This is a genomic window from Nocardioides sp. zg-1228 (assembly GCF_017086465.1).
In the GTDB taxonomy this organism is placed as follows: Bacteria; Actinomycetota; Actinomycetes; order Propionibacteriales; family Nocardioidaceae; genus Nocardioides.
The window spans coordinates 2601103-2619003 of sequence record NZ_CP070961.1; the positions used below are offsets into that span (position 1 = coordinate 2601103).

Genomic DNA, 17901 nt, shown 5'->3' on the forward strand with positions numbered 1-17901 from the left:
ATCCTCGCCGAGCCGTCGCGGCGGGCACAAACCAGTTCCCGGCAACCTCCTCGCCCCCTGGTGCGTCTACCTGGCATGACCAGCGCGCACGCCGGGCACCTGCAGCCGCCCGAGCCGCTCGACCTCCCCGCGCGGTTGACCGCTCCCCCACGCCTGACGCAGCGTCACCCGTGGCTGCTTCCCGCCGCGATGGCGGTGCACCGCGCCCGCCGGCGTACGCACTGGGTGCGGGACGCGTGGTCGGGCCGGGTCGTGTGGGCGCGCACGCGCGACGCGGTCGACCTGCCGGTGCGGCTCGAGCAGCACGGGTCGCTGCTGCTGCGCGAGCTCGACCCCGACCAGATGCACCTGCAGCACAACAAGGTGACCAACCTCCGGCTCGCGGCCGAGCGGATGGACGGGACGCTCATCCGACCCGGCGAGAGCGTGTCGTTCAACCGCGTCGTGGGCAACTGCACCCGCCGCAAGGGGTACGTCGACGGGATGCGGCTGTCGAACGGCGCGGCCGAGGCAGGCGTCGGTGGCGGGATCTGCCAGCTGGCCAACCTCGTGCACTGGATGGTGCTGCACTCGCCGCTGACCGTCGTGGAGCGCTCGGAGCACTCCTTCGACCCGTTCCCCGACCGCGGGCGGGTGCTGCCGTGGGGCGTGGGGTGCTCGATCGTCTACAACTACGTCGACCTCGTGGTGCGCAACGACACGGCGTACACCTTCCAGCTCCGGACGTGGGTCGGCGAGCGCTTCCTGCACGGCCAGCTGCGCGCCGACGAGCGCCCGGACCACTCCTACCGGGTCGAGGCCCGGCACGAGCAGTTCCTGCGCCGCGACGGCGACGTGTTCCGCCGCAACCAGATCTGGCGCCGGGTCATCGACCGCCGCACCGGCGAGCAGGTCGGCGAGGAGCTGGTCAAGCGCAACTGCGCGCTCGTGGTCTACGAGCCCGGCCCGGACGTGCAGGTCATCGACCTGGACTGACCAGCGCGCCGCGGAGCACGACCGCGGTCGGGGTGCGGAGCACCGACAGGTCCTCGACCGGGTTGCGGTCGTAGACGACGAAGTCGGCCGACGCGCCCTCGACGAGGCCGTCGACCCCGAGCCACTCCCGGGCGCTCCAGCTCGCCGCACCCAGCGCGTCGTGGGCGGGCATCCCGATGCGCACGAGGGCCTCGACCTCGCCGGCGATGTTGCCGTGGCGGCTGATGCCACCGCCGTCGGAGCCGGCGTAGATCGGCACGCCCGCCTCCCAGGCCGCCATGATCGTCGCGGGCATCCGGGCGTAGAGGTCGGTCATCGTCGCGGCGTAGGCGGGGAACCTCTCCTGCCCGGCCGCCGCGTGCTGGGGGAACTTGTCGAGCTGCATGACGGTCGGCACCAGCCGGGTGCCGTGCTCGACCATCGCGTCGATCAGGTCCTCGGTGAGCCCGGTGCCGTGCTCGATGCAGTCGATCCCCGCCTCGATCAGGCCGGGCAGGACGCCGTGGCCGAAGCAGTGGGCGGTCACCTTGGCGCCCTCGGCGTGCGCGGCGGCGATCGCGTCGGCGAAGGCCTCCGCGGGGAACGACGGCGCCAGGTCGCCCTCCTCGCGGGAGATCCAGTCGCCGACGAGCTTGATCCAGCCGTCGCCGTTGCGGGCCTCCTGGGCGGCGTAGGTCGCCAGCTCGGCGGGCTCGACCTCGTGGGCGTAGCCGCGGATGTAGCGCCGGGTCGCCGCGATGTGGCGCCCGCACCGGATCAGGCGGGGCAGGTCGTCGCGGTCGTGGATCCAGCGGGTGTCGGAGGCCGAGCCGGCGTCGCGGATGAGCAGCGCCCCGGCGTCGCGGTCGGCGATCGCCTGCTGCTCGGTGGCCTCGTCGTCGGTGGCACCGAAGTCGTCGAGCCCGAGGTGGCAGTGGGCGTCGACCAGGCCCGGCACGATCCAGCCCTCGGCGACCGTGTCGGCACCGGCCTGCGGCTCGAACGTGATCCGTCCGTCCACGACGTAGAGGTCGGTCGGCTCGCCGTCGGGGAGGACGGGGCCGCGGAAGCGCTGCGCAGGCTCGGCTCGATGGGATGGCATGCGGCGGAGGCTACAGCCGGTCGAGCAGCCACGACGGACTGACCACCTGGGCGGGGGACACGTTGGCCGCCAGCGCCCGGTCGGCGGTCGCCACCGTCACCTGCGCGCCCGCCTCCGCGGCGCGTCGGGCCTGCTCGCGGATCGCGGCGTCGCCGTCACGTGGCGCGTGGACGGTGCGTACGTGGGCGTCCCGGCCCGCGGGCACGCCGGCCTTGGCCTGGCCCTCCAGCACGAGGACGACCTCGTCGAAGGACGTGTCGGCGACCAGCAGCCGCTCGTGGAGCCGGCGCGCCGCCCCCGCACGGTCCTTCCACCAGCCGTCGGGCACGGACCCGACGACGTTGGCGCCGTCGACGACGAGGACCCTCACTTGAGGAACTGCGAGAAGTCCTTGGGGAGGTTGAGCTGCTCGGCCGCCTTCTCGTAGTCGATGTCGGCGCCGTCGGGGTTGCCGAAGGGGTTGGCGCCCTTGTCGGCCGCGGCGGCCTTCTGCTGGGCCTTCTGCTGGGCGGCCTTGGCGGGGTTGCCCGAGACCCGCTTCTTGCCCTTCTTGCCCTTCGCCTGGGCCTGCCGCGCACCCGCGCGCTTGCCCCCGCCCAGCCCCGGCATGCCGGGCATCCCGGGCATCCCGGGCACGCCGCCCCCGCGGGCCATCTGCTCCATCATCTTGCGCGCCTCGAAGAAGCGGTCGACGAGCTGGTTGACGTCGGAGACCTGGCGCCCGGAGCCGGCGGCGATGCGGGCGCGGCGCGAGCCGTCGATGATCTTGGGGTTGTCGCGCTCGGCGGGCGTCATCGACTGGATGATCGCCTGGATGCGGTCGATCTCGCGCTCGTCGAAGTTCTCGAGCTGGTCGCGGAACTGCCCCATGCCGGGGAGCATCCCCATGATCTTGGTCATCGAGCCGAGCTTGCGGATCTGCATCATCTGCTGGAGGAAGTCCTCCAGCGTGAAGCCGCCCTTGGTGGCGAGCTTCTCGGCCGCCTTGAGCGACTGCTCGGAGTCGAAGGCCTTCTCGGCCTGCTCGATCAGGGTGAGCATGTCGCCCATGTCGAGGATGCGCGAGGCCATCCGGTCGGGGTGGAAGAGGTCGAAGTCGGTCATCTTCTCGCCGCTGGAGGCGAACATGACCGGCTTGCCGGTGATCGAGCGGATCGAGAGGGCCGCACCACCGCGGGCGTCGCCGTCGAGCTTGGTGAGCACCACGCCGTCGTAGCCGACGCCGTCGAGGAAGGCCTGCGCGGTGGTCACGGCGTCCTGGCCGATCATCGCGTCGACCACGAACAGCACCTCGTCGGGCTGCACGGCGTCGCGGATGTCGGCGGCCTGCCGCATGAGGGTCTCGTCGACACCGAGGCGGCCGGCCGTGTCGATGATGACGACGTCGTGCACCTTGCGCCGGGCCTCCTCGAGGGAGGCGCGGGCGACGTCGACCGGGTCGCCGGTGCCGTTGCCGGGCTCGGGGGCGAAGACGGGCACGCCGACCCGCTCGCCGTTGACCTGGAGCTGCTGGACCGCGTTGGGCCGCTGCAGGTCGGCCGCGACGAGCATGGGCGTCTTGCCCTGCTCCTTCAGCCACAGGGCGAGCTTGGCCGCCAGCGTGGTCTTGCCGGCGCCCTGGAGGCCGGCGAGCATGATGACGGTCGGCCCGCTCTTGGCGTAGCGCAGGCGGCGGGTCTCGCCGCCGAGGATCGTGACGAGCTCCTCGTGGACGATCTTGATGATCTGCTGGGCCGGGTTGAGCGCGCCGCTGACCTCCTCAGAGCGGGCGCGCTCCTTGACCGCGCCGACGAACTCCTTGACGACCGGCAGGGCGACGTCGGCCTCGAGCAGCGCGATGCGGATCTCGCGCGCGGTGGCGTCGATGTCGGCCTCGGAGAGCCGACCCTTGCCCCGCAGGTTCTTGAAGGTGTCGGCAAGGCGGTCGGAGAGTGTGGCGAACACGGTGTGGGTCTGTCCCTCGCATCGGGTGGTGGATCAGGGGCGGATCGGTGGTGGTACGACGCCCAAGACTAGCCGCCGGACCCGCGCGAGGCTCAGCCGCCGAGCGCGGTGCGCACCGCGTGTGCCGCCGCGGCCGCACGCTCGTCGGTCGGGCGCACCCCGCCGAGCTCCTGCACGTAGAACACGTCGACGGCCTGCGGACCCAGGGTCGAGACGTGGGCCGAGGCCACTGTCAGCCCGAGCCGGGCGAGGGTGGTGAGGACGCGGTGGACGACCCCGGGCCGGTCGGACGTGCGGATCTCCAGCACCAGCGACGCGCGTGAGGCGTCGGGGCGCACCTCCACGATGGGCGGCAGCTCGCCGTCGGGGCGGGCCGGCAGGTCGGGCAGCCGCTCGGTGCCCTCGACGACCCGACGGATCCGCTCGCGGACGACGGCGGGGTCGAGGTAGGCGTCGGGGACCTCCCACGCGCTGATGCCCCACTCGCCGTCGGCGTCGACCTGTCCCCAGGCGCGGGCCGCGTGCACGGGCGCGCGCAGCGCCGCGAGCCCCCCGGCCACGTCGGCGAGCAGGCCGACCCGGTCGGCGGCGATCACGGTGACGGTGGCGCCGACCTCGTGCGGGGCGACCTCCACCGACACGGCGCTCGGGTCACGTCGTACGACGTCGGGCACCGGCACCGTCCCGGGGGCGGCGACGTCGGCGACCTGCGCGCCCAGCGCGTGCCGGGCCCGCGAGACCAGTCGGTCGACCAGCGAGGCGCGCCACGTCGTCCACGCGGCCGGGGAGGCGGCGCGGGCGTCGGCCTCGGTGAGGGCGCGCAGCAGCTCGAGGCTCGCCGCGTCGGGGACGTGGGCGAGCAGCTCGGCGGTGGTGGCCGGGTCGTCGGGGTCGCGGGTGGTCGCGAGGTCGGCCAGCAGCAGGTGCCAGCGCACCAGCGAGGCGACCACCTCGGCGTCGAGGTCGGTGAAGCCCATGCGGGCCACGACCTTGCGCGCCAGCGGCTCGCCGGCGACGGAGTGGTCGTGCAGCGAGCCCTTGCCGATGTCGTGCAGGAGCGCCGCCACCAGCAGCAGGTCGGGACGCCGGACGGTGCGGATCAGCGTTGCCGCCTCCGCACACGTCTCCACGACGTGTCGGTCGACGGTGAAGCGGTGGATGGCCGAGGCGTGCGGCAGCAGCCGGATCTGCTCCCACTCGGGGAGGAACGTGTCGATGCCCTCGACCTCGTCGAGGGTCTCCCACACCGGCAGCAGGCCCGGCCCGCTCGCCAGCAGGCGGACCAGGGCGTCACGGGCCGCGGCCGGCCACGGCACCGGGAGGACGACCCCCTCCCGCACCAGCCGGGCGGCGGTGGTGGGCGCGAGCACGGCGTCGCGGCTCGCTGCCTCCGCCGCCGCGCGCAGCAGGAGGGTGGGGTCGTCGGCGGGACGGGTGCCCGCGTCGAGGACGACCTCGCCGCGCGAGAGCGCGATGCCGGGCGCGATGCGCTCCAGCGCGGGCGTCCGACGGCTGCGCTCCCCCGTCGGGCGCGCCGTCACGGCGTCGGCGCGGCGCCACGCCAGGCGGGACAGGTGCGCGATGCGCCGGCCGAGCGAGCGGACGTGGCGCTGGGCGGCCTCGGCGTCGTCGAGACCGAGCCGGTCCGCGAGCGGGCCCCACGCCTCGGGGGCGATGCGGTCGCTGGGGCGCCCGGCCAGGTCCTGCACCTCGTCGCGGACGTCGAGGAGCATCTGCCGCGCCGCCTCCAGCGCCGGGGTCGACGCGTCGACCAGCCAGGTGGCCTCGATCGCGCGCAGCACGCCGGCGTCGCGCAGGCCGCCCTCCGCCTCCTTGACGTCGGGGACCGAGACGTGGGCGAGCTCGCCGGTGACGCCGTGCCGCCTGAGCGTCATCGCCTTCAGCTCCGGCAGCCGGATCCGGGCCCGGCGCCGCCAGTCGGCGAGCATCGTCGTGCGCAGCCGCAGGCTCAGGCCCGGGTCGCCGGCGAGGTGCCGGACGTCGAGCAGCCCGAGCGCGACCCGCAGGTCGCACGCGGCCTCGAGGACCTCGCCCATCGACCGGACCGCGTGGTCCAGGCGCCTCCCGGAGTCCCACAGCGGGTACCACAGGGCCGTGCCGAGGTCGCCCAGGTCGACCCCGTCGTCGTGGACGAGGACGATGTCGAGGTCGGAGTGGGGGGCCAGCTCGCCCCGCCCGTAGCCCCCGACCGCGACCAGGGCCACCCCCGTGGCGGGCCCTGCCGAGGCGGCGTACGCCTCCCGGCAGAGCTCGTCGGCGGAGGTGGTCCTGGTGCGTCGGTCTGCTGCGCTCATGCGGTCACGTCCCGAGAAGCCGGATCCATCAGAGAGCGGACGCGTCCTGCTCGCCGGTCCGGACGCGGACGACGCTCTCGACCGGGCTCACCCAGACCTTGCCGTCGCCGATCCTGCCGGTCTGCGCGGTCTTGACGACGATCCCGACGACGTCATCGGCGTCGGCGTCGTCGACCACGATCTCGATGCGGATCTTGGGCACGAGCGCGATGTCGTACTCCGCGCCCCGGTAGACCTCGGTGTGGCCCTTCTGGCGGCCGTAGCCGCTGACCTCGGACACCGTCATCCCGGCGACCCCGAAGGTCTCGAGGGCCTCGCGGACGTCCTCCCACTTGTGCGGCTTGATCACCGCGGTCACGAGCTTCATGCGCTTGCTCCTTCGGTCTTGGTGGTGGCGGCCGGGGCCGCGGTGGACGAGGCGAGGACACTGCTCGCGCCGCCGCTGGTGCCGCTGTGCAGGTCGTACGCCGACTCGCCGTGGGCGGCCAGGTCGATGCCGTTGACCTCGTCCTCCTCGTCGAGGCGCAGACCCATCGTGTACTTGATCGCGAGGGCGATGACCGCGGTCAGCACGCCGGAGTAGATGACCGCCACGACGACGCCCAGGGACTGGTCGGCCAGCGAGCCGAAGCCGCCGCCGTAGAGGAGGCCGTCGATCCCGCCGGCGCCCTCGGCCGTGGAGAACACGCCGATCAGGACGGTGCCGATGATGCCGCCGACCAGGTGCACGCCGACCACGTCGAGCGAGTCGTCGTAGCCGAGCTTGTACTTCAGGCCGACGGCCCAGGCGCAGACGCCACCGGCGACGAGGCCGATCGCGACCGCACCGGAGAGGTTGACCGCACCGGCGGCGGGGGTGATCGCGACCAGGCCGGCGACGATGCCCGAGGCGGCACCGAGGGAGGTGGCCTTCTTGTGGATCAGGCGCTCGACGGCGAGCCAGCCGAGGATGGCCGCCATGGTGGCGAGCGTGGTGTTGGCGAAGGTGCGGCCGGTCTCGAGCGGGAACTGGGTCGCCGGGTCGTCGCCGAAGACGATCGAGCCGACGTTGAAGCCGTACCAGCCCATCCAGAGCAGGCCGGCGCCGAGCATGGTGAGCGTCAGGTTGTGCGGGCGCATCTGCTCGCGCGGCCAGCCGATCCGCTTGCCGAGCAGCACCACGAGCACGAGGGCCGCGACGCCGGCGTTGATGTGGACGGCGGTGCCGCCGGCGTAGTCCTGGGCGCCGATCCGGCCGCAGATGAGCGAGTCGTCGGTGCAGCTGAAGACCATGTGGGCCATCGGGAAGTAGACGATGAGGGCCCACAGCGGCACGAAGACCACCCAGGCGGAGAACTTGAGCCGGTCGGCGACGGCGCCGCTGATCAGCGCGGCGGTGATGATCGCGAAGGTCATCTGGAACATCACGAAGATGTAGTCGCCGGTCGAGACACCGTCGAGCCAGAGCAGCTCGAAGGGGTTGGCGAAGAACGTGCCGTCACCTCCGAAGCCCATCGACCAGCCGACGGCGACGTAGAGGATGCCGACGATGGCGGCAGCCACGTAGGACATCATCATCATGTTGAGCACGGACTTCGAGCGCGACATGCCGCCGTAGAACAGCGCCAGCGCGGGCACCGTCATCATCAGGACGAAGGCAGTCGCCACCAGCATGAAGGCGTAATAGCCGTCCACAGGACCTCCAGGAGTTGAGCGCGTACGGAACGGGGTTGGTCACCCGGGCCATGACGCCGCTGTCATGCCGGTGCCCACGTGATGACCCGCAGCCTGCGCTGACGACGTTTCACCGGGCCGCGACGGATGTTGCGCGCACGCAACGGAATGGGTGCCCGTGTTACGGGTGTGTGAACGGATCGGCGTCCGGCACCACCTTGTAGTGTTCGGCCGTGTCCAGACTGGCCGTGATGGCGCACTACGACGTCGCCGGGGAGCTGCGGCCCCACGTGCGGGGCCAGGTCGAGGCGCTGGCCGCGTCGGTCGACACGCTCCTGGTGTGCACCACGGCCAGCCTGCAGGACTCCGCGCGCGCCTGGCTCAGCGAGCGGTCCGTGCTGGTCGAGCGGGCCAACTACGGCTACGACTTCTTCAGCTACAAGGTCGGCCTCGACGCCGCCGGTGACCTCACGGCCTACGACGAGGTGGTGGTCTGCAACGACACCTACGTCTTCGCCCTCGACTCCTACGACCCGGTCTTCGACGAGATGGCCACGAGGCCGTGCGACTTCTGGGGCCTGACCGGGGCCGAGCGCGTCGCGCCGCACATCCAGTCGTTCTTCATCGCCTTCCGCCCGTGGGTGGTCGGCTCCCGGGCGTTCACGACGTTCTGGGAGGAGATGGAGCCGATCTCCAAGCGGCGCCAGGTCATCCGCCGCTACGAGGTGGGCATGTCGCGACGGCTCTACGACGCGGGGTTCGCCTCCGACACCTACTTCGTGGAGACGCCCGAGGACCGCCGCATCGCCCGCGAGCGGATGCGTTGGTGGGCCGCCCACCGCTCCCACTTCCCCCGCACCCGCGCCGAGATCCGGGAGTGGCGCGAGCGCGCCAACGAGCCGTGGAACCCCGCCCGCAGCCTCGCCGACCGGGTGCTCGACGACGCCCGCCTCCCCTACGTCAAGATCGACACCCTGCGCTACGACCCCTACAACCTCGACGCCCGGCGCCTGCTCGAGCTGTGCGAGCGCCGCTTCCCCCAGCGCTTCGAGGGGGTGCGCGAGTTCCTCGAGGAGACCGCCCAGTACTACCCGCTGCGCGACACCGAGCGGCTGCTGCCCACCCCGCTCGCCCTCGAGCCCCTCTTCCCGCGGGTGAGGTACTCCGATGCGCGGTGACCGCCGCCGGCACCAGGTGAGGCTCGACGACGCCGCCGACGTGATGGTCGACTCGGGCCTCGTCGACGTCGACTACGTCGCCGCCCAGCTCGGCACGACGTTCGACTCCCCCGCGGAGGCCGCGCGCGCGGTCGTCGAGGCGGGCGACGTCTCCCCCCACCCGCTCTTCGAGGCGCAGTGGATCGGGCGCCGCCGCTCGTGGCAGCGCGCCGGCCAGCACCCCGTGCTCTGGTACGTCTCCGAGCGCCGGCGCCGCAACCGGATCGCCCCGCACCCCCTGGTCGACCCGCGCATCGTCTTCGCCGCCTACCCCGAGGCCCGGCACCACCCCTACGGCGCGCTGTCCTACTGGCTGTCGGTCTCCGGGCCGGCCACCCCGCTGCCCACGCGCACCCTTCCCCGCAAGGTCTCCTGGTCCACCTACCGCGCGGCCGCCATCGCCGCCGCTGCCCAGTGGCGCGACGAGGTCGTGCGCGAGCGCCCCCCGCTGGTCGGGCCGACACCCGAGCTCCCGGCCCTGACGGGCGCCTCCCCCGCCGTGACCGTCGTGATGGCGGCCCAGGACGACGGGCCGCTGGTGCGTCGGACGGTGGCGTCGCTGCAGGCGCAGTCGTTCACCGACTGGCACCTCGTCGCGGTCGACCGGGGGTCCCTCGACGACACGGCGGCGGTGCTCCAGGGCGTGGCGGCCTTCGACGACCGGATCACGCTCGTGCGCGAGTCGCGGTGCAGCCGCGCTCGGGCGCTCAACGTGGCCCTCGAGCACGGCACCGCCGAGCACGTCGCCTTCCTCCCGCTCGGGCGCGAGTGGCTCCCCGACATGCTCCGCGACCTGCTCGCCCACGCCCACGCGAGCGGCGCGGCCGCCGTGCTGGCCGGCGCCGGTGCCGTCGGCCGCTCGCGGCACGAGCTCCTCGCGGGACGCCCGGTCGACCTCGCCACCGCCCTGCTGCGGCGCGACGCCGTCAAGGACGTCGGGGGCTTCGACGAGGGCCTCGGCGGCGCGGTCGAGCGCGACCTGGTGCTCCGGCTCACCCGCGACCACGAGCCGCTCGCCGTCGACGTACCCGTGCTCCGGCGACCCGAGGCACCGCCGGCCGGCTTCGCCGACGACTGGGACTCCGCGGTCCTCGAGCGCCAGCTCGTCGACTGGGAGGAGGCCGCGGCGCGCGAGACCGACGAGGCGCTGGTCAGCCACGTCATGCCCGTCGGCCCGGAGCCTCGTCGCACCGTCGAGTGGCTGGGCTCGGTGCCGCGCGAGGGCTCCGAGCTCGTGCTCGTCGGCGTCCGCCTGCGCCGCGCGCACCACGTGCTGGCCGCGTCGATCGCCGCGGTCATCGCCGGGGCCCGCTTCGTCTCGGTCCCGGCCAACGTCTCGATGTCGGTGGCCACCAACGTCGGCATCTCCCAGGCCGCAGGCAGCACGGTGGTGCTGGTGCGGCCGGAGGCGATGCCCCCGCGGCGGCCGATCGCCGAGCGGCTCGCGGGCGTTCTCCGCGAGCCGGGGGTCGGGCTGGCGCAACCCCTGGTCGTCGACCTCGACGGCGTGATCCTCAGCGCCGGGGCACGCTTCGCTCCCGACAACCCCCACCCCGAGCTGTTCCTCGCCGGCCTGCCCACCAGCGACGCGTTGCGGATCGGCACGACCACGGTCGCAGCGCCCGCCGCGCCCCTGGTGGCGCTGCGCACCGCCAGTGCCGTGGCCCTGGGCGGGCTCGGGGCGCGGTTCCGCACGGTGCTCGCCGAGACCGACCTCGGGCTCCGCGTCGCGCGGGCCGGTCTGGGCCGCACGGTCCTCGTGCCCGACGCCGTGATCACCTCCCGCACCGCCTACGCCGACACCGAGGAGCTCATCGGCGCCCTGTCGTCGCTGCGCTCCACCGTGCTGGAGGTGCCGCCCCCGTCCCCCGACGACTCCCACGAGCAGCTGCGCACCGCCGGGCTCGAGGCGACCGACGAGCGCAACCGCCGGATCACCGCCGACCCCGACGACCCGGCCGCGCCCGCGGTGCTGGTGCCCGAGCTGGTGGTGCGCGCCGTCGAGGGCATCCGCGAGTCGCCCCCGCGCCTGCGGTGGGCCGTCGACATCGCCGCACCGGCCGCCCAGCGCGGCGACCGGTGGGGCGACACCTACTTCGCGCGGTCACTGGCCGACGCCCTCGAACGACGCGGCCAGCACGTCGCGATCGACCGGCGCGACGCCCGGCACCGCGACTCGCGCGACCACGACGACGTCCTGCTGGTGCTCCGCGGCCTCGACCGCGTGACGCCGCGGCCGGGGCTGCTCAACGTCGAGTGGATCATCAGCCACCCCGACATGATCACGCCCGACGAGGTGGCCGGCTTCGACCTCGTCTACGCCGCCAGCACCAGCTGGTCCGAGCGCGTGAGCCGCGAGTGGGGCACGCCCGTCACGCCGTTGCTCCAGTGCACCGACACGCGTTGGTTCCACCCCGACCGGGCCCAGCCCGACACCGGTCCGGCGCTGCTGTTCGTCGGCAACTCGCGCGGCATCTACCGCTACGCCGTGCGCAGCGCGCTGGCCATCGGAGCCGACCTCACCCTGCACGGCAACGACTGGACCGACTTCGTCGAACGCGACCAGATCGCCTCCGGCGGCATCGACAACCGGGAGGTCGGCGTGCTCTACGCCTCCGCCGGCATCGTGCTCAACGACCACCACCTCGACATGCGCCGCGACAGCTTCGCCTCCAACCGGCTCTTCGACGCGGCGGCGTGCGGGGCGAGGATCCTCAGCGACCGCATCGACGGGCTGGAGGAGATCTTCTCCGGCCTGGTGCTCCCCTTCGACAACGAGCACGAGCTGGCCCGCCTCGTGCAGCCGCCCTACGACGCCTTCCCCGACGACGCGACCCGTCGCGAGATCGCGATGCGCATCATCGCCGAGCACAGCTTCGACAAGCGCGCGGAGACGCTGATCGACGACGCCGTGCGGACCCTGCTCGCCCGGCGGCGCTGACCGTCGAGTCGGCGCATCCTGACGGCCCAGACCCGTCGAGTCGGCCCGTCCTGACCGCCCAGACCCGTCGAGTCGGCCCGTCCTGACCGGTGCAGCGTCAGAACGCGCCCACTCGACCCCCCAACGGCGTCAGAACGCGCCCACTCGACCCCCCAACGGCGTCAGAACGCGCCCACTCGACCCCCCAACGGCGTCAGCCGAGCAGCGCGTCGACGAAGGCCGCGGCGTCGAACGGGGCCATGTCGTCCGGGCCCTCGCCGAGGCCGACGAGCTTGACCGGAACGCCGAGCTCGCGCTGCACCTGCACCACGATGCCGCCCTTGGCGGAGCCGTCGAGCTTGGTGAGCACGATGCCGGTGACGTCGACGATCTCGCTGAAGACGCGGGCCTGGATGAGGCCGTTCTGCCCGGTGGTGGCGTCGAGGACGAGGAGCACCTCGGTGACCTCGGCCTGCTTCTCGATGACCCGCTTGATCTTGCCGAGCTCGTCCATCAGGCCGGCCTTGTTCTGCAGGCGGCCGGCGGTGTCGACGAGCACGGTGTCGACGCCGTTGTCGATGCCGTGCTTGACGGCCTCGAACGCCACGCTCGCCGGGTCGCCGCCCTCGGGTCCGCGGACCACCTCGACGCCCACCCGCTCGCCCCACGTGGCGAGCTGGTCGACGGCCGCCGCGCGGAACGTGTCGGCGGCACCGAGCGTGACCGACAGGTCCTCGGCGACGAGGATGCGGGCGATCTTGCCGACGGTCGTGGTCTTGCCGGCGCCGTTGACGCCGACGACCAGCACCACCCCGGGCTTGCCGTCCGTGCCGGTCACCTGCACCCGGCGGTCGAGGTCGGTGCCGACGAGCTCGATCAGCTCCTCGCGCAGCACCTCGCGGGCGTCGGGCGCCTGTCCGCCCTCGACCCGCAGGCGGGTGCGCAGCCGCTCCACGAGGGCCTGGGTGGGCGCGACGCCGACGTCGGCGGTGAGGAGGGTGTCCTCGATCGCCTCCCAGGTGTCCTCGTCGAGGCGGTCACGGCTGAGGAGGGCCAGGATGCCCTTGCCGAGCCCACCCTGGGAGCGGGACAGGCGCTGGCGCAACCGCACCAGCCGCGACGCCGTGCTCTCGGGCTTCTCGACCGTCGGAGCGGCAGGAGCATCCGGGGCTGCGGGGGCTGTCCTGTCGGCGGTGCCGACCGCGGGCTCGGGCGGCGCCTCGGTCGCGACGTCCGTCTCGGTCGGAGGCGGAGCGATGACGTCGGTGCCGCCGCTCGGGGGCGCCGACGTGCGCCGGCGTCCCGAGGTCAGCAGCGCGCCGAGCGTGAGGACGCCGACGACTGCGATGGCGATGATCAGATAGAGCCAGTCACCCATGGGCCCAATCCAACCACCCTCGTCCGGCGCCCCGGTCGGGCGGTGCGCCGCCGGCGTGGGACGCCGCGCGGCTCAGGAGCGCGACTCGGAGTCCTCAAGGGTGGGCAGCGAGTCGACGCCCTTGCGCATGGCGGTGCCGAGCTGGGGGGCGACCGGCAGCTTCTCGCCACGGTGGGGGTAGGCGACGTAGACCGCAACGGCGGCGGCGACGAGCACGCCGAGGGACATCATCAGGATGATCGCGAGCACGGGGGTTCCTCCGAGGTGGGGCCGGTCGGGTCCACTCCACCGTGACACACCGGGGCGGACCCTCCCGCATCGAGGTGGGCCGGGCGCGTCGCGGGCGTGGCGCGCCTCACGCCCCCGGTCGCAGGAGCGGCACGACCGCGGCGCGCACCACGTCGGGCACGGGCACCACGGGCCGGTCACCGGTGCCGCGCGCGTTGTCGACGTAGACGTGGACGAAGCGGCCCTCGGCCGCCGCCTCGTCCGAGGGCCCCTGGAACAGCCCGATGCGGTAGACGATCGAGCTGGTGCCGACCCTGTCGACGACCAGGCCCATCTCGATCGGCTCGGGGAAGCCGATCTCGCGGAAGTAGTGGCAGCCGGTCTCGGCGACCACGCCGATCTGCGGCAGCGCACGGACGTCGACGCCGGTGGCCTCGTAGAGGTGGGCGTTGACGGCCGTGTCGAACAGCTCGTAGTAGGTCGCGTTGTTGAGGTGGCCGTAGGCGTCGTCGTCGCGCCACCGCGTCGTCGCGGTGCGCCAGGCGACGTAGTCGGCGCGGGTCGGCCGGCGCCGACGCGTGCTGGCCCCTGCGACGCTCGCGGCGGGTTGCGCGCTCGACTGCTCGCTCATGCGCTCTCGGCGTCGCGCAGGCGCTGGCTGATGACGGCGGACACGCCGTCGCCGCGCATGGTCACGCCGTAGAGGGCGTCGCCGACCTCCATCGTGCGCTTCTGGTGGGTGATGACGAGCAGCTGGGAGTTCTCGCGCAGCTCCTCGTAGATCTCCAGCAGCCGCCCGAGGTTGGTGTCGTCGAGGGCCGCCTCGACCTCGTCGAGGATGTAGAACGGCGAGGGCCGGGCCTTGAACAGGGCGACCAGGAAGGCGACGGCGACCAGGGAGCGCTCGCCGCCGGAGAGCAGCGAGAGCCGCTTGACCTTCTTGCCCGCCGGGCGGGCCTCGACCTCGATGCCGGTGTTGAGCATGTCACCGGGGTCGGTGAGGACGAGCCGTCCCTCGCCGCCGGGGAACAGCCGGGCGAACGTCTGGTCGAAGGCCTTCTCCACGTCGGCGTAGGCCTCGGTGAAGACCTGCTCGACCCGGGTGTCGACCTCGCGCACGATGTCGAGGAGGTCCTTGCGGGTGCGCTTGAGGTCCTCGAGCTGCTCGGTGAGGAACTTGTGCCGCTCCTCCATCGCGGAGAACTCCTCCAGCGCGAGCGGGTTGACCCGGCCCAGCATCGACAGCGCCCGCTCCGCCGCGCGCAGCCGCTTGACCTGCTCCTCGCGGACGTACGCCGTCGGCGCGGGCGGCTCCTCCCCCTCCGGCACCTCGCCGGTGAACGGGATCGGGGCGTCCGGGCCGTAGTCGGCGACCAGGCCGTCGGGGTCGAGCCCGAGCTCCTCCAGCGCGCGCTCCTCGAGCTGCTCGATGCGCATCTTCTGCTGGGTGCGGGCCATCTCGTCGCGGTGCACCGAGCTGACCAGCTCGTCGTGCTCGCGGGCGAGGTCGCGCAGCCGGGTGCGCACGGCCATGAGCTCCTGCTCGCTGCCCTGCCGTGACTCCTCCACTGCGGCCCGCTCGTCAGCGGCGAGCATGACCGAGCGCTCGAGCTGGTGCAGCACGACGCGCACGGCGGACGACACCGCCTCGGCGGCGCGTCCCTCGCGGATCAGCCGCTCGCGTCGCTCGGCGGCGCGGGCGCGGGACTCGCGCTCGGCCTGCGCGGCCCGGAGCAGGGAGTCGGCGCGGCCGTGCAGCGCGCGGGCACGCTCCTCGGCCGTGCGCAGCGCGAGCCGGGCGTCCATCTCGTCCTGGCGCGCCTCGCGGGCGGCCTCGGCCAGCCGCTCGCGCTCGCTCGTGTCGGGCTCCTCGTCGGTGACGTCCTCGGCGGCGGCGAGGCGGGCCTCGAGGTCGACCAGTCCGGCGAGCGCGGTCTCGCGGGCCTCGCGGGCCGTGGCGATCGCCCGCTCGAGCCGGTCGGCCTCCCCCTTGGCGGCACGGGCCTGCGAGCCGTACTGCCCGAGCTCCTCGGCCACCGCGGCCAGCGTCGCGTCGGACTCGTGCAGCTTGGCCAGCGCGACGTCGACGCGCTTGACGGCGTCGTGCCGCGCGGCCTCGAGCCGCGAGATCTCGAAGCCGAGGCGCTCGGCGGTCGCGGTCGCGTCGGCGAGGCGGGTGCCGGCCTCGTCGACGGCCGCCTGGATCTCGATCAGGCTCGGCTGGCTGGACGAGCCGCCGGCGGCGAAGTGCGTGCCGAGCAGGTCGCCGTCGCGGGTCACCGCGACGACCTCGGGGTGGTCGGCGACCAGGCGCCGGGCGGCCGCCAGGTCGTCGACGACGGCCACGCGGTCGAGGAGACGCACCAGCGCGGGACGCACGTCGTCGGGCGCGGCGACGACGTCGACGGCGTAGGTCGCGCCGTCGGGCAGGGCCGGCCAGTCGCGGTCGGTGGCGGGCGCGCCCCCGAGCAGCATCCCCGCGCGGCCGAGGTCGTCGGCCTTGAGGTGGCCGATCGCGTCGAGGGCCGACGCGGCGTCGGAGACCACGACGGCGTCGGCGGCGGAGCCGAGCGCGGCGGCCAGCGCCGTCTCGTAGCCCTGGTCGACGTCGAGGAGCGCGGCGACGGAGCCGAGGAGCCCACCCACCTCGTCGGTCGCGGCGAGCAGCGCCCCGGCGCCGTCCTTGCGGTTGAGCCCGAGCTCGAGCGCGTCGCGACGCGCGACCAGCCCGGTGCGCTCCCGCTCGGCCTCCTGGGCGTCCTCGCGGGCCCGGGCGAGCTGCTCGTCGATCTCGTCGAGGGCCGCCACGGCGTCCTCGTGCTCGGTGTCGAGGCCCTCCTCCCCGGCGTCGAGGCCCGCGACGCGGGTCTCGAGCGCGGTGAAGTCGCGCTGCGCGCGCTCGGCGCGGGCGACGGCGTCCTCCCGGGCCTCGGTGAGCCGTTGGATCTCCGCATCGGCCGCCTCGGAGCGCGACTTGAGCGCGTTGACCTGGCCGGTCAGCCGGGCCAGGCCCTCGCGGCGGTCGGCGGCGGCGCGCTGGAGGGCCGCGATGCGCTTGTCCTCGGCGACCGCGGCCTCCTCGGCCGCCCGCTTGGCGACGACGGCGGCGTCGAGGGCGGCCCGCTGCTGCTCGACCTGCTCGGCGATCTCCGCCTCCTGCCGGCGCACCCGCTCGGCCTGGGCCTCGAGGTCGTCGGGGTCGCGACCGGAGTCGACGGTGTCGCCCTCGCTCGCGCCGGCGGCGTTGCGGATCCGCTCGTCGGCCAGCGACGCGGTGCCGCGCAGTCGCTCCTTGAGCCCGGACAGGGCGAACCACGTCTCCTGTGCCGCGGCCAGCCGGGGCAGGTCGTCGCGCAGGGCCGCCTCCAGGCCGGCCTCCTTCTCGCGTCCGGCGGCGATCTCGGCCTCGACCTGCTCGCGCCGCTGCACCAGCAGCGTCTCGTCGGCCATCTCGGACTCGAGGGCGGTGCGCGCGCTGACGAGGTCGTCGGCCAGCAGCCGCGCGCGGGCGTCGCGCACGTCGGCCTGCACGGTCTGCGCCTGCCGCGCCACCTCGGCCTGGCGGCCGAGCGGCTTGAGCTGGCGGCGGATCTCGGAGAGCAGGTCGGCCAGGCGGGTGAGGTTGCCGTCGGTGGCGTCGAGCTTGCGGAGCGCCTTCTCCTTGCGCTTGCGGTGCTTGAGGACGCCGGCCGCCTCCTCGATGAAGCCGCGGCGGTCCTCGGGGGTGGCGTGCAGGATCGAGTCGAGCTGGCCCTGGCCGACGATGACGTGCATCTCGCGGCCGATGCCGGAGTCGCTCAGCAGCTCCTGCACGTCGAGCAGGCGGCAGCTGCTGCCGTTGATGGCGTACTCCGAGCCGCCGTTGCGGAACATCGTGCGGCTGATCGTGACCTCGGCGTAGTCGATCGGCAGAGCGCCGTCGGAGTTGTCGATGGTCAGCTGCACCTCGGCCCGCCCCAACGGCGGGCGCCCCGACGTGCCGGCGAAGATGACGTCCTCCATCTTGCCGCCGCGCAGGCTCTTGGCGCCCTGCTCGCCCATCACCCACGCGAGGGCGTCGACGACGTTGGACTTGCCGGAGCCGTTGGGGCCGACGATGCAGGTGATGCCCGGCTCGAGCTGCAGCGTCGTCGAGGAGGCGAAGGACTTGAACCCCTTGAGGGTCAGGCTCTTCAGGTACAACGCGGGCT

At 73.7% G+C, this 17901-nt stretch carries 13 protein-coding genes; 3 read left to right on the forward strand and 10 right to left on the reverse strand.

Going from position 1 to position 17901, the window contains the following annotated elements; all coding sequences use genetic code 11:
• The first annotated feature begins 75 nt into the window (after positions 1-75).
• The gene (locus JX575_RS12575) at positions 76-975 is read left to right on the forward strand and encodes a VanW family protein (RefSeq protein WP_186340928.1); all 900 of its coding nucleotides are present in this window, start codon (positions 76-78) and stop codon (positions 973-975) included.
• Here JX575_RS12575 and JX575_RS12580 read toward each other — a convergent pair.
• From JX575_RS12580 to JX575_RS12605, 6 genes are all read right to left on the reverse strand, one after another.
• Positions 959-2056: an amidohydrolase family protein gene (locus JX575_RS12580; protein WP_186340927.1), complete on the reverse strand. Its 1098-nt coding sequence runs from the start codon at positions 2054-2056 to the stop codon at positions 959-961. The genes JX575_RS12575 and JX575_RS12580 overlap by 17 nt on opposite strands.
• A gap of 10 nt (positions 2057-2066) precedes the next feature.
• Complete coding sequence (locus JX575_RS12585; protein WP_186340926.1) at positions 2067-2426, reverse strand: hypothetical protein; 360 nt, start codon at positions 2424-2426, stop codon at positions 2067-2069.
• Positions 2423-4000 (reverse strand): signal recognition particle protein, encoded by a 1578-nt coding sequence (gene ffh, locus JX575_RS12590; protein ID WP_186340925.1) that lies wholly within the window; start codon positions 3998-4000, stop codon positions 2423-2425. Before ffh ends, JX575_RS12585 begins: the two co-directional genes overlap by 4 nt.
• A gap of 92 nt (positions 4001-4092) precedes the next feature.
• Positions 4093-6315 (reverse strand): [protein-PII] uridylyltransferase, encoded by a 2223-nt coding sequence (locus JX575_RS12595; protein WP_186340924.1) that lies wholly within the window; start codon positions 6313-6315, stop codon positions 4093-4095.
• 28 nt (positions 6316-6343) lie between these two features.
• Entirely contained in the window at positions 6344-6682 is a 339-nt protein-coding gene (locus JX575_RS12600; RefSeq protein WP_186340923.1) for a P-II family nitrogen regulator, read from the reverse strand.
• Positions 6679-7968 (reverse strand): ammonium transporter, encoded by a 1290-nt coding sequence (locus JX575_RS12605; RefSeq protein WP_186340922.1) that lies wholly within the window; start codon positions 7966-7968, stop codon positions 6679-6681. The genes JX575_RS12600 and JX575_RS12605 overlap by 4 nt, the downstream gene beginning before the upstream one ends.
• A gap of 233 nt (positions 7969-8201) precedes the next feature.
• Between JX575_RS12605 and JX575_RS12610 the strand changes: the two genes are divergently transcribed.
• Together JX575_RS12610 and JX575_RS12615 are read left to right on the forward strand one after the other, a co-directional pair.
• The gene (locus JX575_RS12610) at positions 8202-9146 is read left to right on the forward strand and encodes a rhamnan synthesis F family protein (protein ID WP_186340921.1); all 945 of its coding nucleotides are present in this window, start codon (positions 8202-8204) and stop codon (positions 9144-9146) included.
• A complete protein-coding gene (locus tag JX575_RS12615; RefSeq protein WP_186340920.1) occupies positions 9136-12126 on the forward strand; it encodes a glycosyltransferase in 2991 nt (996 codons plus the stop codon). The genes JX575_RS12610 and JX575_RS12615 overlap by 11 nt, the downstream gene beginning before the upstream one ends.
• Positions 12127-12319: 193 nt before the next feature.
• On the opposite strand, the gene ftsY is transcribed toward JX575_RS12615, so the two are convergent.
• The 4 genes from ftsY to smc all read right to left on the reverse strand — a co-directional run bounded on the left by ftsY (position 12320) and on the right by smc (position 17893).
• Entirely contained in the window at positions 12320-13483 is a 1164-nt protein-coding gene (gene ftsY / locus JX575_RS12620) for a signal recognition particle-docking protein FtsY (RefSeq protein WP_186340919.1), read from the reverse strand.
• Positions 13484-13555: 72 nt separating this feature from the next.
• Entirely contained in the window at positions 13556-13732 is a 177-nt protein-coding gene (locus tag JX575_RS12625; RefSeq protein WP_186340918.1) for a hypothetical protein, read from the reverse strand.
• Between the two features lie 106 nt (positions 13733-13838).
• Positions 13839-14342, reverse strand: coding sequence for an acyl-CoA thioesterase (locus JX575_RS12630; RefSeq protein WP_186340917.1), 504 nt, complete (start codon positions 14340-14342; stop codon positions 13839-13841).
• Positions 14339-17893, reverse strand: a complete 3555-nt coding sequence (smc, locus tag JX575_RS12635; RefSeq protein ID WP_186340916.1) for a chromosome segregation protein SMC — start codon at positions 17891-17893, stop codon at positions 14339-14341. The genes JX575_RS12630 and smc overlap by 4 nt, the downstream gene beginning before the upstream one ends.
• Between the last annotated feature and the right edge of the window lie 8 nt (positions 17894-17901).

Excerpts from the sequence above, each read along its gene's own strand:
- JX575_RS12605 (WP_186340922.1), bottom strand. The coding sequence starts at position 7,968 with ATGCTGGTGGCGACTGCCTTCGTCCTGATGATGACGGTGCCCGCGCTG.
- ftsY (WP_186340919.1), bottom strand. The coding sequence starts at position 13,483 with ATGGGTGACTGGCTCTATCTGATCATCGCCATCGCAGTCGTCGGCGTC.
- JX575_RS12595 (WP_186340924.1), bottom strand. The coding sequence starts at position 6,315 with ATGAGCGCAGCAGACCGACGCACCAGGACCACCTCCGCCGACGAGCTC.
- JX575_RS12580 (WP_186340927.1), bottom strand. The coding sequence starts at position 2,056 with ATGCCATCCCATCGAGCCGAGCCTGCGCAGCGCTTCCGCGGCCCCGTC.
- JX575_RS12630 (WP_186340917.1), bottom strand. The coding sequence starts at position 14,342 with ATGAGCGAGCAGTCGAGCGCGCAACCCGCCGCGAGCGTCGCAGGGGCC.
- JX575_RS12575 (WP_186340928.1), top strand. The coding sequence starts at position 76 with ATGACCAGCGCGCACGCCGGGCACCTGCAGCCGCCCGAGCCGCTCGAC.
- JX575_RS12615 (WP_186340920.1), top strand. The coding sequence starts at position 9,136 with ATGCGCGGTGACCGCCGCCGGCACCAGGTGAGGCTCGACGACGCCGCC.
- JX575_RS12600 (WP_186340923.1), bottom strand. The coding sequence starts at position 6,682 with ATGAAGCTCGTGACCGCGGTGATCAAGCCGCACAAGTGGGAGGACGTC.